This is a genomic window from Azospirillum sp. P4_B5, assembly GCF_056402275.1.
In genome coordinates this window covers 40,803-56,220 of the sequence record NZ_JBFUHT010000048.1, presented here as the reverse complement: position 1 = coordinate 56,220, position 15,418 = coordinate 40,803, and the positions used below count along the sequence as shown (strand labels likewise).

Annotated in this window: 10 protein-coding genes; 2 read left to right on the top strand and 8 right to left on the bottom strand. The window is 68.8% G+C overall.

Translation table 11 applies throughout. From position 1 onward, the window contains the following. The 8 genes from AC1DVI_RS26925 to AC1DVI_RS26890 form a co-directional block, all read right to left on the bottom strand. The coding region (locus AC1DVI_RS26925; RefSeq protein ID WP_476960587.1) for a pyruvate formate lyase family protein at window positions 1-1,484 on the bottom strand (1,484 nt) is incomplete at its 3' end. A gap of 322 nt (window positions 1,485-1,806) precedes the next feature. Then, the gene (locus tag AC1DVI_RS26920) at window positions 1,807-2,403 is read right to left on the bottom strand and encodes a PqiC family protein (protein ID WP_247890175.1); all 597 of its coding nucleotides are present in this window, start codon (window positions 2,401-2,403) and stop codon (window positions 1,807-1,809) included. Between the two features lie 8 nt (window positions 2,404-2,411). Continuing rightward, entirely contained in the window at window positions 2,412-4,106 is a 1,695-nt protein-coding gene (locus AC1DVI_RS26915; RefSeq protein ID WP_476960586.1) for a PqiB family protein, read from the bottom strand. After that, window positions 4,099-5,355: a PqiA/YebS family transporter subunit gene (locus AC1DVI_RS26910; RefSeq protein ID WP_476960585.1), complete on the bottom strand. Its 1,257-nt coding sequence runs from the start codon at window positions 5,353-5,355 to the stop codon at window positions 4,099-4,101. The genes AC1DVI_RS26915 and AC1DVI_RS26910 overlap by 8 nt, the downstream gene beginning before the upstream one ends. Before the next feature lie 177 nt (window positions 5,356-5,532). Further along, complete coding sequence (locus AC1DVI_RS26905) at window positions 5,533-6,234, bottom strand: hypothetical protein (protein ID WP_149167807.1); 702 nt, start codon at window positions 6,232-6,234, stop codon at window positions 5,533-5,535. 109 nt (window positions 6,235-6,343) lie between these two features. Next, a complete protein-coding gene (locus tag AC1DVI_RS26900; protein WP_476960584.1) occupies window positions 6,344-8,038 on the bottom strand; it encodes a tetratricopeptide repeat protein in 1,695 nt (564 codons plus the stop codon). A gap of 65 nt (window positions 8,039-8,103) precedes the next feature. Beyond that, window positions 8,104-10,422 (bottom strand): NADP-dependent malic enzyme, encoded by a 2,319-nt coding sequence (locus AC1DVI_RS26895; RefSeq protein ID WP_476960583.1) that lies wholly within the window; start codon window positions 10,420-10,422, stop codon window positions 8,104-8,106. A 165-nt stretch (window positions 10,423-10,587) separates the two neighbouring features. Further along, the gene (locus AC1DVI_RS26890) at window positions 10,588-11,889 is read right to left on the bottom strand and encodes a dicarboxylate/amino acid:cation symporter (protein WP_149167810.1); all 1,302 of its coding nucleotides are present in this window, start codon (window positions 11,887-11,889) and stop codon (window positions 10,588-10,590) included. A 292-nt stretch (window positions 11,890-12,181) separates the two neighbouring features. Here AC1DVI_RS26890 and AC1DVI_RS26885 point away from each other — a divergent pair, with 292 nt between their 5' ends. Then, window positions 12,182-13,936, top strand: coding sequence for a sensor histidine kinase (locus AC1DVI_RS26885; protein WP_476960582.1), 1,755 nt, complete (start codon window positions 12,182-12,184; stop codon window positions 13,934-13,936). Beyond that, entirely contained in the window at window positions 13,933-15,312 is a 1,380-nt protein-coding gene (locus AC1DVI_RS26880) for a sigma-54-dependent transcriptional regulator (RefSeq protein ID WP_476960581.1), read from the top strand. Before AC1DVI_RS26885 ends, AC1DVI_RS26880 begins: the two co-directional genes overlap by 4 nt. The last annotated feature ends 106 nt before the right edge of the window (window positions 15,313-15,418 follow it).

The window sequence follows — 15,418 nt, the reverse complement described above, 5'->3', positions numbered from 1 at the left end:
GTGTTCATGTAGGCGCGCGCCAGCCATTCCATCATCGGCAGCAGGCGGGCGACCACCGTGTCGTGGTCGAGCACGTCGCCGGTGATCGGCGCGAAGGCCGGGCCGACCTGCTCGCCCGACACCTCGTCGCGGCCGCCGTTGATGGCGTAGAGCAGCGTCTTGGCGAGGTTGGCGCGGGCACCGAAGAACTGCATCTGCTTGCCGATGCGCATGGCCGAGACGCAGCAGGCGATGCCGTAATCGTCGCCCCAGAAGGGCCGCATCAGGTCGTCGTTCTCGTACTGCACCGAGCAGGTCTTGATCGACGTCTCGGCACAGAAGGCCTTGAAGCCCTCCGGCAGGCTCTCCGACCACAGCACGGTCAGGTTCGGCTCCGGAGCCGGCCCGAGATTCTGGAGCGTGTGCAGCATGCGGAAGCTGCCCTTGGTGACCAGCGTGCGCCCGTCGAGCGCCATGCCGCCGATGCATTCCGTCACCCAGGTCGGGTCGCCGGAGAAGAGCTGGTCGTATTCCGGCGTGCGCAGGAAACGCACCATCCGCAGCTTGATGACGAACTGGTCGATCAACTCCTGAGCGCCTGCCTCGTCCAGGCGGCCTTCGCGCAGGTCGCGCTCGATGTAGACGTCGAGGAAGCTCGACACGCGGCCGAGCGACATGGCCGCGCCGTTGGCCTCCTTCACCGCCGCCAGATAGGCGAGGTAGGTCCACTGCACCGCCTCGAAGGCGTTGGTCGCCGGGCGGGTCACGTCAAAGCCGTAGGACGCCGCCATCGTCACGAGGTCGCGGAGCGCACGGATCTGCTCGGTGATCTCCTCGCGCAGGCGCAGCGTGTTCTCGTCGATGCGGTCGACTTCCAGGCTCTTGTACTGGGCCTTCTTGTCGGCGATCAGGAAATCGGCGCCGTAGAGCGCCAAGCGACGGTAGTCGCCGATGATGCGCCCGCGGCCGTAGGCGTCGGGCAGGCCGGTGATGACGCCCGACTTGCGGCAGCGCAGCATCTCGTCGGTGTAGACGTCGAAGACGCCGTCGTTGTGCGTCTTGCGCAGCGCCGGGAACACGTCGTCCAGCTTGGGCGAGGGCTTGAAGCCGTATGCTTCCAGGCCCGTCTTGACCATGCGCCAACCACCGAAGGGCATGATCGATCGTTTCAGCGGCTTGTCCGTCTGAAGCCCGACGATGACCTCAAGCTCCCGGTCGATGTAGCCGGGGGCGTGGCTGACGATGGAGGACACCAGTTCCGTGTCGGCGTCGAGAACGCCGCCCTTGGCCGCACGCTCCTCCTTCAGGAGATCGCGCACCTTGTTCCACAGCGACAGGGTGCGGTCGCTGGCCGGGGAGAGGAAACTGCCGTCGCCGCCGTAGGGGCGGACGTTCTTCACGATGAAATCGCGCAGATCGACCGTGGTCCGCCAGGAACCGGGCGCAAAACCGCGCCAGGGGTTCGGCGTCTCGGCTTCGGCAACGGGGATTTTCGGTTCGAACATCAGGGAATCCATGACGCGCCTCTATTGGTCTGCGGCGGTCCCTGCCCTCCCCGGCGGGGGCCGCGCCACGTTGCGCGGCGCCGGACCGGACGGACCCGCCCGGCCAAGCATCGCGCTTACCCGATCAGTAGGCGCCCAAAGCTCCCCGGCCACATTGATCCCAATCAATCAATCTCTGCGGAATACGCAGGGCACCGTCCAAGTTATGCGCGATCACGTAAACTGGGACAAATGACAGCTATTGCGGCGCAACATGTGAGACACTCCATCGAAAATCGGTTATTTTCATCTGGTTCGGCTAATTTAAAACAGACCGATCAGATCAACGCAGCGCGCTTGCAATATCTTGCGCCAAGCGGGCCAGCGTGCGGCTGAGAGCCTCGGCAACCGCACCGGGATCGCCCGCAGCACTCACCGGTTCCTGCGCCGCGGTGTGGCCCAGCCGGCGCAGCCGGTCGCCGCCCTGGTCGAAGACGCGCCAGCGCGCCTCCAGAACGGCCGGCCCGTCCTCCGCCGCGTCGAAGCGGTCCAGCGTGACCTCCACCACCTGGGATAGCGGGAAGTCGCGCTGAAGCGGCAGGCCGACCACCTCCGCCCCCGGCAGGCCTTTCTCCAGGTTCCGCAGCAGCGTACGGGTCACCATCTCGTCGAGGGGGCCGCCCCAGCGGTCGAACTCCATGACGACCAGCCGGTTGCCCGGCGCCCGCATCACCAACTCGGACCGGTCGAGATAGCCGGGGACCTCCACGCCCTCCAGCCCGATCACCCGCCGCTGCGCCTCGGCGCTCCGCGGTTGGGCGGCATCCGGCGCGACGGCGTCCAGATGGTAGAAGCGGCTTGGCGGCGTGCTGCAAGCGGCGAGCGACGCCAGGGCGGAGGCGCATAGCAGCAGGCGACGGGCATGAACAATCGGAGCCATGGGAGTCCTCAACCGCGTTTGCCCCGGATCAGGGCTTCGGGATGGCGTTCGAGATAGTCGGTCAGGCCGCGGATGGAGCGGGCCGCCGCGGTCAGCTCCCGCACCAGCCCCTGCAGGTCGCTGACCGCGGGGCGGGACGAGTTGACCAGACCGTCCGTGCTGCTGAGCGTCTTTTCGGCCTGCCGGACCAGCTTGGAGGTGTTTTCCGCGACGTCGCGCAGGGCGCGGATGGTCGGCTCGCCCTCGCTGCCCAGGGCCTGCGTGGTCTTCTCCAGCTCCGCCAGCGACCGGCTGAGCGAGCCGATGGCCTGCGCGATCTCCGGCGAGCCGATCAGGGCGCCGGCCTTCTGGATGGTCGAGCGCAACTCCACCACCGTTTCGGCGATGGGCGCGCGGGCAAGCTCGTTCATCAGGTCGGTGGCGGTTTTGGTCGCCGTGTCGAGCACGTTCGGCTGGGACGGCACTTCCGGATAGGGACCGCCGGAGATCATCGTCTGTTTCGGCGCGTCAGGGAACAGGTCCAGCGTCACGATCAACTCGCCGGTCAGCAGGTTGCCGGTGCGCAACTGCGCCCGCAGCCCCTGCTCGACCAGCGCCTTCATGCCGGCATAGGCGGCTTCGGTGTCGTGCGCCGCCGGCAGCTCGCCGCCCAGCCGTTCCGGCTCGATGTTCAGGGTCACCGGGATGCGGGCCTCGCCGGTCACCGGATCCACGTCGAGGCGGATGTCGGTCACCTCACCCACCCGGATGCCGCGGAACTCCACCGCCGACCCCGGATGCAGACCGCGCACCGACCCGTCGAAATGCACCAGGAAGGGCACCCGCCGGGTGAAGCGAGCGTCGCTGGCGGCGTTGCGGCTCTCATAGAGGGGGAAGTCCGTGCCCTCCGCGGCGATCTCGCCATTGTCGCCGGGGCCGCCAAGGCCGGGAGTCTCGAACGACACGCCGCCGGTCGCCAGCGACTGCAGCGATTCAAGAGCCACCGTCGGCCCCTCCGGCCCGATGGACACCGACAGGCCGCTGGCGTTCCAGAAGCGGGTGTTGGGCCGGACGATCCGGTCATAGGGCGCGTGGATGAAGACCGGGAGGGTCAGCGACTGCCAGTCCTGCGAGAACTCATAGCCGACCACTTCGCCGACCTGGATGCCTCGGTAGTAGATCGGCGCCCCCGGCCCGAGGCCGCCCAGCCGGTCGGCGCGCAGCGCGAAGCGCCTTCCCGGCGAGCTGGAGCGGATCAGCGGCGGTTCCTCCAGCCCGCGGAAGGCGCTGAGCGCCTCGCCGTTGCCGGTTCCCGGGTCCATGCCGATGTAAGCGCCCGAAACCAGCGTGCCGAGGCCCGACACGCCGCCGAAGCCCAGCCGGGGTTTGACCACCCAGAAGCTTGTCCGGTCGTTGAGGTAGGAGGCGGCACCCTTCACCATGCGCACGGAGACGATGACGTTCGACAGGTCGGGCGAGACCGCCACCCCCTGCACCGTCCCGACATCGACGTCGCGGTAGCGCACGCGGGTCTTGCCGGGCTCCAGCCCCTCCGCCGTGTCGAAGGTGATGGTGATGGTCGGGCCACGCTCGTTCAGCGTCCTCCAGGCCAGCCAGCCGCCGATCAGCGCGGCGACCAGCGGCACCAGCCAGATCAGCGGCGGGCCGCGGCGGCGGCGGATCACCGGGCTGGCCGGCTCCACCGAGGAATTCGGGTCAGTCATGATGGGAATCCTGCCGGCGTGCCCGCCGGGGCGGCGCATCCCAGATCAGCCGCGGGTCGAAGGACTCCGACGCCAGCATGGTGATGACGACGACCGCGGCGAAGGCGACGGCGCCCAGCTCCGCGTGGATGGTGGCGATGGCGCCCAGTTGGACCAGGGCCGCCAGAAGCGAGATCATGAAGATGTCCACCATGGACCAGCGCCCGACCCCCTCGATCAACCGGTAAAGACGTGTGCGGTCGCGCTGCCGCTTCGGCGAGCCCCGCTGCACCGTCCACAGCAGGTAGGCCAGCCCGATCAGCTTCAGCACCGGCACGGTGATGCTGGCGAAGAAGACCAGCAGGGCCACCGGCCACATCTCCGCCGCGATCAGCGCCTCCACACCGGACAGGATGGTGTCCGGCTGGCCGGCGCCGAAATAGACCACCGTCATGATCGGCAGCAGGTTCGCCGGAATGTAGAGGATCGTCGCCGCGGAGATCAGCGCCCAGCCGCGCGGCAGGCTGTTCGGCTTGCGGTGGTGCAGCCGGGCGCCGCAGCGCGGGCAGGCCCCCTCGGCCCCGGCGACCACTTGGTGGCAGTCGTGACAGGCGGTCAGCCGCTCCGGGTCGGCGCTGGCGGTCTGGGCGACGCGGGTCTGCGGCGCGATCCGCTCCCACACCTCGAAGGGGCTGAGCGACGCCTCCCCCCATACCTGCACCAGGATGAAGGCGACCAGAGCGGCCAGCGACGCACCCGGCTCCAACTCCGCCAGATCGGACAGCTTCACATAGGCGACGATCAGGCCGAGCAGAAAGACCTCCGCCATCGCCCAGCGGCGCAGCCGCGCCACCGTCCGGAAGATCCAGGCCGCACCCGGCGCCGCCGTCCGTCCGGCGGCGAGCGGCATCACGACGTAGAGCGTGCCGAGCACCTGAGCCAGCGGCGCCAGGAACAGCACGAAGAAGACCAGAACGCCCAGCACCTCGTACCCGCCGTCCCACAGTGCCACCGAACCGCTGAGCAGGGTCGCCGTCTGCGCCCGCCCCTCCAGTTCGAAGGTCAGGATCGGGAACAGGTTGGCGGTGACGAAGAGGATCGTCGAGGCGATGGCCAGGGCGACCGCCTGCCCCAGCCCGCCGGTCCGGAAATGGCGCAGCACCGCCCCGCAGCGATGGCATTCCGCGCGATGGCCGGGTAAGGCCGGCGGCAGGGCGTGCGGTGCGCCGCAGTCGTGGCAGAGCAGAATCGGGTGGTCCGGTGCGGTCATAGCGTTGGCTTAACATTTCCCAGGGGCGAAAGGTCCGCCGCATGCGGAGTGCGCCGGCGGAGGAACACCGACCAGGGCGGATCACTGGCCGGGGCGGACCGCAAGCCCCGGATGGAAAAAGCCCTTCCCCCATGAATGGGGAAAGGGCTTCGGCCTTTGACGGAGGATGGGCTTCGGTCAGACGAACAGGTTGAAGCTGCCCATGAGCTTCTGCGTGCCGGACTGGCCGGTGGGGATCGAATTCAGGCTCGACGCCGCCTGGCTCAGCCCGTCCAGCATGGCCTGTTGGCCGGTGGAGAGATTGAACGGGCTTTCGCCCTTCTTCGGAGCCTTGACGACCGTGTCGTAATCCTGGGTGTACTTGCCCATGCTGAGCTGAATGGCGTAGTTCTTGGTGTCCTTGGCGGACTGTCCCTTTTCACGTGTCAGGCGCAGCGTGTAGTCGCCGCGGTCGAGTTCGTATTCGCCCTGCATCATGCCCTTGAAGGCATCGTAATTCTTGCCGGCGCTCTTGTCGCTGTCGGCCACGACCGTACCGAACTTGGACATCACCTGGACGCGCAACCCCTCGTCGCCCACCTGCCCCAGCGTTACCGCGCCCTTGGTGGTCACACGGAACTTATAGAAATCGACGGGATCATCGGCGCCCAGCGCGCCGACCACGTTCAGGCGGGTCATGTTCTTGGCGAGAACCCCCATGTCCGTGGCGAAACCGGGGGTGTTGATGGAAGACTTGCGAACGTCCTTGCGGAATTCCTGCACGTCCGCGTTGGCGGTGGCTTCGGCCTCCCGCTGCGCCTTCAGGCGCTCGACAGCAGCGGACACGGACTTGTTGAGGTCCGCAACCATCTGACCAACGCCGGCCATTCCGTCAGACATGGCTCACTCTCCCATCAGGCACGCCCCAATCGGGGGGACGCGAATGGATCGCTAGACCCCCACTTTACCGCAAAGCATGTAAAGTTGCGAATTGTTTTTCGCCGAAATTTCAGATAGGGCGATGGGCGAGTTGTCCGGCCATCCTTCTCAGCACGCCAAGGGTGTCCTCTCCGTCCTGCGGCTGGAACAGGCGCTGCGCCGCGAACCAGGGGCGTACCGCGGTGCCGAGCTGGGTCCAGTCCCGACCGCCGAAGCGCCAGACCGGCACGCCGAGCGCCGCCGCCAGTTCCCCCACCGCCGTGGCCGGCGCGATCACCAGATCCAGATTCGCCATCAGCGCCGCCGTCCCGTCGAAATCGTCGGTCAGGTCGAGATCGTCCCAGCGGTGGATGGCGACCCCGAAGCTTGCCTCCGCCGCGGCCCGCTCGGCCTCGCACGCGCCATACTGGAGAGTGACGAAGACCACTCCCGGCACGGCGAACAGCGCACCCCACTGGTCGAGCCGGCTGTAAGCGACGCGGCGCGATTCGGTCATCAGCGCGCTGCGCCAGCCGATCCCCACGCGAAGGCCGGGGCCGAGCGCGGCGACACGGTCACGCCAGAACGCCACCCGAACCGGGTCGGGCACCAGCCAGCCGCCGGCAGCACCGCCGAAGGCGGACAGGTCGCGGCGGAAGACCCGCGCCAGGGAGCCGATGGGCGTATGCCGGTCGCAGTCGGGCACGGACTCCGCATCGGGCCTCGGGGGACGGACCAGAGCGCCGGGGAAGGAACGGGCGAACAGCGGCACCAGCCGCCGGTCGGTCTCGATCACCACGGAGCGCGCGCGGGCGATGGCCTCCGCGCAGAGGGAGGAGAACAGGATGGTGTCGCCCACCCCCTGCTCGCCCCAGATCAGCAGGCGCTTCCCCGCCAGATCCTCGCCGCGCCACGCGGGCAGCCGCGGCTGGCGCGCCCCGCCCGCCTGACCGGACGCGAAGCGCCAGCCATAGCCGGCCCAGCCCTCCGCCAGCGCGCCGCGCTCCAGTTGCAGCAGGCCGCGGTTGAAATGGGCCAGCGCCAGATCGGGACACACGCGGAGCGCCCGCCCGTACAGACGCTCCGCCAGCACCCCGTCGCCCAAACGCTGCACCGCCAGACCGAGATTGCACAAGGCCGCCGCATAGCCGGGGTCGAGCGCCAGGGCACGGCGGAACCAGCGGGCCGCCTCCGCATGGCGGAGCCGCGCCCGCAGCGCGTGGCCGAAATTGTTGTTGGCCTGCGGTTCGTCCGGCGTCAGCCGCAGGGCGCGACGGTGCGCCCGCTCGGCCTCGTCCAGCCGCTCGGCGTCGCGCAGCCCGCCGCCGAGGTTGGACAGCCCCTCCGGCAAAGCCGGGTCGAGCAGGACGGCGCGTCGCCACGCCTCCAGGGCCGCTGCGGCCCGACCTTGCCGGCTCAGCGCGTTGGCCAGATTGTTCCAGAACGTTGCCCGGTCGGTGTCACGGGCCAGAGCGGCGCGGTGGCAGGCTTCGGCTTCCGCGAAACGGCCCTGCCCGGCGTGCAGCGTGCCCAGACTGTCGGCTGCGTCCACGCATGAGGAATTAAGAGCGAAGGCCGCCTCGAAGCATTTGGCCGCCCCATCCATCTGCCCGAGATCGCGCAGCACCAGCCCGAAGCCGTAGAGAAGCGCCGGGTTTCGGCGGTCGAGCCGCAAGGCGTCGGTGTAGGCGGTCACCGCCTCGGCCAGCCGTCCCTCGGCGTGGTGGCGGGCGGCCTGGGCCGTCAGACTGGAGAGGTCATCGCGGGAAGGGGCGTCGGGACTCATCCCGGCAGAGTGGCCCGCGGGACCGGAGCGGCGCAAGCACCGTCCGGCCCCGCGGTTGCGGTTGCTCAGTCCCCGCCGTCCTGCAGCGCCGGGGGACGCGGGGCGGCGTTGACCGGGGCGGCAAGCTGGGCGTCGACCACCGCCACCGCCGTCATGTTGACCAGACCGCGCGTGGTCACCGACGGGGTGACGATGTGCACGGGACGCGCGACGCCCAGCAGCATCGGCCCGACATTCTGCGCGTCGGCCATGATCTTCAGCATGTTGAAGGCGATGTTGGCGGCGTCCAGGGTCGGCATGACCAGCAGGTTCGCCTCGCCCTTCAGGCGGCTGTCGGGCAGAACGCCCTTGCGCAGCACCTCCGACAGGGCGGCGTCGGCGTGCATCTCGCCGTCCACCTCCAGGTCGGGCATCTCCTCGGCGATGAGCTGATAGGCCAAGCGCATCTTGCGGGCCGACGGGGTGTCCGCGCTGCCGAAGTTGGAGTGGGAGAGCAGCGCCACCTTCGGCTCGATGCCGAAGCGCTTCACCTCCTCCGCCGCCAGCCGGGCGATCTCGGCCACCTGCTCGGCGGTCGGGTCGGGGTTGACGTAGGTGTCGCAGATGAAGTGCGTGCCCTTCTGCGAGATCAGCCCGTTCATGGCGCCGGCCACCTTCACGCCCTTGCGCAGGCCGATCACCCCCATGACGTGGTTGAAGTGGTCGCCGTAGCGGCCCGAGGTGCCGCAGACCATGCCGTCGGCCTCGCCCCGGCGGACCATCAGAGCGCCGAAGACGGTCGGCTGGCTGCGCACGACGTTCAGCGCGTTGGCCGGCGACACGCCGCGGCGGCCCATCAGTTGCCGGTAGACCTCGGCGTAGTTGTGGCAGCGCAGGTCACGGGCGGCCTCGATCACCTCGACGTCCTTGCCGATGCGGATGCGCAGGCCCATGTCGGCAATCGTCCGCTCGATCACGTCGGCGCGGCCGAGCAGGACCGGATGGGCGATCCCGTCGTCCACCACCACCTGGGCGCAGCGCAGGACGCGCGGCTCCTCGCCCTCGGCGTAGACGATGCGCTTGGGCGCCGCCTTCGCCTTGGTGATGACCGGCTTCATGACAAGGCCGGAACGGAAGACATACTGGCCGAGGCTGTCGCGGTAGGCGCGGAAATCGGCGATCGGCCGCGTCGCCACGCCCGACTCCATGGCAGCCTTGGCCACCGCCGAGGACACTTCGATCACCAGACGCGGGTCGAAGGGCTTGGGCAGGATGTAGTCCGGGCCGAAGCGCAGGTTCTCGCCGACATAGGCGGCGGCCACCACGTCCGACGGCTCGGCCTGGGCGAGGCTGGCCATGGCGTGGGTGGCGGCGATCTTCATCTCCTCGTTCACCGTCGTCGCCCCGACGTCCAGCGCGCCGCGGAAGATGAAGGGGAAGCAGAGGACGTTGTTGACCTGGTTGGGGAAGTCCGAGCGGCCGGTGGCGATGATGGCGTCGGGGCGGGCCTGCCGGGCGAGGTCCGGCATGATCTCCGGCTCCGGGTTGGCCAGCGCCAGCACCAGCGGCTTGTCGGCCATGCGGACCAGCATCTCCGGCTTCAGCACCTTGGCGCCCGACAGGCCGAGGAAGATGTCCGCCCCGTCGATGACGTCGTTCAGCACGCGGGCGTCCGTCTCCTGCGCGTAGGCGTCCTTGTAGGGGTTCATCTCCTCGTTGCGGCCCTTGTGGACCACGCCGATGCGGTCGACCAGCCAGACGTTCTCGCGCTTGACGCCCAGGCTGAGCATCAGGTCCAGGCAGGCGATGCCCGCCGCCCCGCCTCCGGTGGAGACGACCTTGACCGTGGAAATGTCCTTGCCGACCAGTTTCAGCCCGTTGAGGACGGCCGCACCGACCACGATGGCGGTGCCGTGCTGGTCGTCGTGGAAGACCGGGATCTTCATCCGCTCGCGGCAGCGGCGCTCCACCTCGAAGCAGGCGGGGGCGGCGATGTCCTCCAGGTTGATGGCGCCGAAGGTCGGCTCCAGCCGGACGATGGTGTCGACCAGACCGTCGACATCCTTCTCGTTCAGCTCCAGGTCGAAGCAGTCGATGCCGGCGAACTTCTTGAAGAGGACGGCCTTGCCCTCCATGACCGGCTTGGCGGCCATCGGGCCGATGTCGCCCAGCCCCAGCACCGCCGTGCCGTTGGTGATGACCGCCACGAGGTTGGCGCGGGCCGTCAGCTCCGCGGCCTGGGCCGGGTCGGCGGCGATGGCGCTGGACGCCGCGGCCACGCCCGGCGAATAGGCCAGCGCGAGGTCGCGCTGGTTCGCCATGGGCTTGGTGGCGACGATCGCCAGCTTACCGGGCTTCGGATTCCGGTGGTACTCAAGCGCCATAGCGTCGAAGTCGCCGGACATACGTCCACTCCCCTTTTAACTTGATTTCAGTTAATTTGCCGAACGACGAACTGTTTCCACCCCGGCTTATACCTGAATTGCCCAAGCACCGGAATGGGGAAAGGGGCGGTCCGCGGCGGACCGCCCCCTCCTTTTCACCTCTTGGGACCGGAAGCCGGACTCCCGTCAGATGCGGGCGAGCGCCGGTTCCTTGAAGTGCTCCTGGTATTCGGCGACCGCCTTGCTCTCGTCGAACTCGCCTTCCATCTTGGCGACCACGATGGTGGCCACGCCATTGCCGATCAGGTTGGTGATGGCGCGGGCTTCCGACATGAAGCGGTCGACGCCCAGCAGCAGCGCCAGCCCCTCGATCGGCAGGTGGCCGGTGGCCGACAGGGTGGCCGCCAGCGTCACGAAGCCGCCGCCGGTGACCGCCGCCGCACCCTTCGAGGTCAGCATCAGCAGGCCGAGGATGGTCAGCTGCTGCCAGATCGTCAGATCGATGTTGAAGGCCTGGGCGATGAAGATCGCGGCCATCGACAGGTAGATCGAGGTGCCGTCGAGGTTGAACGAGTAGCCGGTGGGGATGACGAGGCCGACGACGTGCTTGGAGCAGCCGAACTTCTGCATCTTCTCCATCATGCGCGGCAGCACGGACTCCGACGAGGAGGTGCCGAGCACGATCAGCAGCTCGTCCTTGATGTAGCGCAGGAAGGTCAGGAGGCTGAAGTTGTACAGGCGGGCGATGCTGCCCAGCACGACGAAGACGAACAGCGCCATCGTGATGTAGACCGCCGCCATCAGCTGGCCGAGCGAGGTCAGCGACGACACGCCGTACTTGCCGATGGTGAAGGACATCGCGCCGAAGGCACCCAGCGGGGCGACGCGCATCAGGATGCCGATCACGCCGAACATGGCGTGCGACACCTTCTCGAACATGTCCTCGACCACCTTGCCCTTCTGGCCCATGGCGGACAGCGCGACGCCGAAGATCACCGCGAAGAACAGGATCTGCAGCATGTCGCCCTTGACGAAGGCGCCGACGACGTTGTCCGGGACGATGTTGACCAGGAAGTCGATGGTGGTGTGGTTCTGCGCCTCGGTGGCGTACTTGGCGACGGCGTCGGCCTTCAGCGAGCCGGCCTGGATGTTCATCCCCGCCCCCGGCTTCACCAGATTGACGACCAGCAGGCCGAGACCCAGGGCGAAGGTGGTGACGATCTCGAAATACAGGATCGCCTTGCCGCCGACCTTGCCGACCTTCTTCATGTCGCCGATCGAGGAGATGCCGGTGACCACGGTCAGGAAAACGATCGGGCCGATGACCATCTTGATCATCTTGATGAAGACATCGCCCAGGGGCTTCATCTGCACCGCAAGAGCCGGATAGAAATGGCCGAGCAGAATGCCGATGGTGATCGCAGTCAGAACCTGAACCGTCAGGTTCGTATAGAATGGCTTTTTCTGGGGCTGCCCTTGGGCGTGCATGGTCGTCTCCTCGTCGCGTTCCTTGGAAAGGGCTGCCGCTCTTGTCTCGCGGTCGGCGGCCGGCCCGTCATGCCCTCTCAAAGCAAGCGGTGTGCCAAAAATAAAAACGAGGAATCGCAGCGCTCTGACGGAGCGCGTGGGTCAAAATCCGCACGACAAGGACGGAATCCATGTGCGAAAATCCGCACATTGCGGTGTCTTGTTGCGGCGCAATATGGATTGAGGACCGTTGGTTAGGATCGCCCCCACCCGCTGGACATTTTCGCAAAGCCGCGCCTGGGTCGCCCGGCGGATGCCCCTCCTGTTCGCCCGCCCGCGGCGGGTGATGCTGGCCGTTCTGGTGATCGGCATGCCGCTGGCCGCGGCGGTGGCGGCGGGTCTGGCGGCCGACAACGCCAGTGAATCCTTGCGCGAACAGGGGTCGGCGCAGCTGTCGCTCTACGACTCCAACCTGCGCACCGAATTGGAGCGGCACGCCGCCGTGCCCATGGTGCTCGCCCGCGACCAGGAGGTCGCCGACCTGCTGCGCGACCCCAGCCCGGAGCGGGTGGACCGCCTGAACCGCAAGCTGGAGGCCATCGCGGCGACGCTGAAGGCATCGGCCCTCTATGTGATGAACGGGGCGGGCACCACCGTCGCGGCCAGCAACTGGAACGCCTCGCCCAGCTTCGTCGGGCAGAATTTCAGCTACCGCCCCTATTTCCAGTCGGCCATGGAACAGGGAGAGGGGCACCATTTCGCGCTCGGCACCACCTCGCTCATCCCCGGCTACTACACGGCGCAGCGGGTGGTGGCGGAAAACCGCACAGACGGGCGGCTGGCGGGCGTCGTGGTCCTGAAGGTCGGCTTCCAGGACCTCGAAAAAGCGTGGTCGCATGGCCAGGAGAAGGTTCTGGTCTCCGACCGCGACGGCATCGTCTTCATCACCAACGTCGAGGGTTGGCGCTACAACGCCCTGCCCCGCCGCCTGCCGGTGACGCTGCCAACGACAGCGTCCGCGCCGACCGAGGAGATCCCCGCCCTGCCCTGGGCCTTCGGCGGGGCGTCCGACCGCATCACATTGCGGGAAGGGACCGCGGAGCGGCGCTACCTGCTGCAGTCCGCCGCGGTGCCCGGCGGCGATTGGACGATCCACGCCCTGACCAGCCTCGCCCCGGTCGCCACCCGCGCCCAACAGGCCGGGTTGCTCGCCGCCGCGGTGGTGGCGCTGGCCGCCCTGACCGGCTACGCGCTGGCCCAACGCCGTCTGAATCTCGTGGAGCGGCTGGCCCTCCAGGAGGAGGCGCGGGCCGAGCTTGAGCGCCGCGTGGCCGCCGCCACGGCGGAGCTGCGCGCCACCGAGAACGAACTGACCCAGGCGGCGAAGCTGGCGGCGCTGGGCCAGATGTCGGCGGCCATGGCGCACGAGATCAACCAGCCGCTGGCCGCCATCCGCAGCTTCGCCGACAACGCGGTGGTGCTGCTGGAGCGCGGACGGCCGGACTCGGTGCGCGACAATCTGGTGGAGATCGCCGACCTGACCGACCGCATGGCCGCCATCACCCGCAGCCTGAAGGGCTTCGCCCGGCGCGCCTCGGGCACGCTGGGCGCGGTGTCCGCCGCCGCCGCCGTCGGGCAGGCGCTGGCCCTGCTGGAGGCCCGGCTGCGCCGCGATTCCGTGACGGTGGACACCGACCTGCCGCCCGGCCCCCTGCTGGTCACCGGCGAGGACGTACGGTTGCAGCAGGTGCTGGTCAACCTGATCGGCAACGCCGCCGACGCCATGCGCGCCTCCCCCCGCCGCCATGTCCGCATCGCCCTGGCCGAGGAGGGGGAGGAGGCGGTGTTGACCGTCCGCGACAGCGGCCCCGGAATCGCCGAGGCCGACCTGCCGCGCATCTTCGTGCCCTTCTTCACGACCAAGGAGGCGGGCGACGGGCTCGGCCTCGGCCTGTCGATCAGCCACGGCATCGTCGAGGATTTCGGCGGCAGCCTGACCGCCGCCAACCATCCGGAGGGCGGCGCCCTCTTCACCATCCGCCTCAAGCGCAGGGATTCGCAGACATGACGACCGGCAGCATCGCCCCGGGCGGCTCCGTCCTCTTCGTGGACGACGAGCGGTCCGTCCGTCTCGCCGGGCAGCAGGCGCTGGAACTGGCGGGCTTCGACGTCACCGCCTGCGACGGGGCGGAGCGCGCCCTGCGGCATCTCGGCCGCGACTGGCCGGGCGCCCTGGTCACCGACGTGCGCATGCCGCAGATCGACGGGCTGGAACTGATGGAGCGCGCCCTGGCGCTGGACCCCGAACTGCCGGTCATCCTGATCACCGGCCACGGCGACGTGCCGATGGCGGTGGAGGCGATGCGGCGCGGCGCCTACGACTTCCTGGAAAAGCCTTTTCCGTCGGACCGGCTGGTCGAGGTGACGCGGCGCGCGGTGGAAAAGCGCCGGCTGGTGCTGGAGAACCGGCGCCTGCGCGACCAGCTCGCCGGGCTGCCCGCCGGGGAGGCCTCACCCATCGTCGGGCGGACGCCGGGGATCGAGCGGCTGCGCGGCGCCATCGCCGCGGTGGCCGACACCGACGCCGACGTTCTGGTGCTGGGCGAGACCGGCACCGGCAAGGAGATGGTCGCCCGCGCCCTCCACGCCGGCAGCGGCCGGCGCAAGCACCCCTTCGTCGCCCTGAACTGCGGCGCCATGCCCGAGGCGATCTTCGAGAGCGAGCTGTTCGGGCACGAGGCCGGGGCCTTCACCGGGGCCGGCAAGCGCCGCGTCGGGCGCATCGAGCACGCCAGCGGCGGCACGCTCTTCCTCGACGAGATCGAGAGCATGCCGCTGTCGCTCCAGGTCAAGCTGCTGCGCGTGATCCAGGAGCGGGTGGTGGAGCCGCTCGGCTCGAACGAGCTGATCCCCGTGGACCTGCGCGTCGTCGCCGCGACCAAGGTGGACCTGCGCAAGGCGGCCAGCGAGGGCAAGTTCCGCGAGGACCTGTATTACCGGCTCAACGTCGTCGTGGTGACCATCCCGCCGCTGCGCGACCGCCGCGACGACATCCCCCTGCTGTTCCAGCATTTCGTCGTCCAGGCCGCCGCCCGCTACAACCGCGAGCCCCGCGCGCCCAGCCCGGCGCAGGTGCAGCGGCTGGCGGCCCACGACTGGCCCGGCAACGTCCGCGAACTGCGCAACGCCGCCGACCGCTTCGTCCTGGGGCTGGACGATGCGCTGTCCGCGGTGGGCGGCGGCGCTCCGACGATGGCGGTGGGCCGTAGCGGCCTGTCGCTGGCCGAGCGGGTGGACCTGTTCGAGAAGAGCCTGATCGAAAGTGAGCTGGCCCGTTGCAAAGGCAGCGTGAAGGCCGCCATCGAGGCGCTGAGCATTCCGCGCAAGACCTTTTACGACAAGCTGAAGCGCTACGGCCTCAGCCGCGAGGATTTCGTGGAGTGACCCGTCTTCCGGCGGTGGACGGCGGAACCGCGATGGGCGAAAAGGCTGTCTGATTTCACCCGCTCCATGGACACCGGAGGCCCACCCTGGCGACCATAGCCGAAGC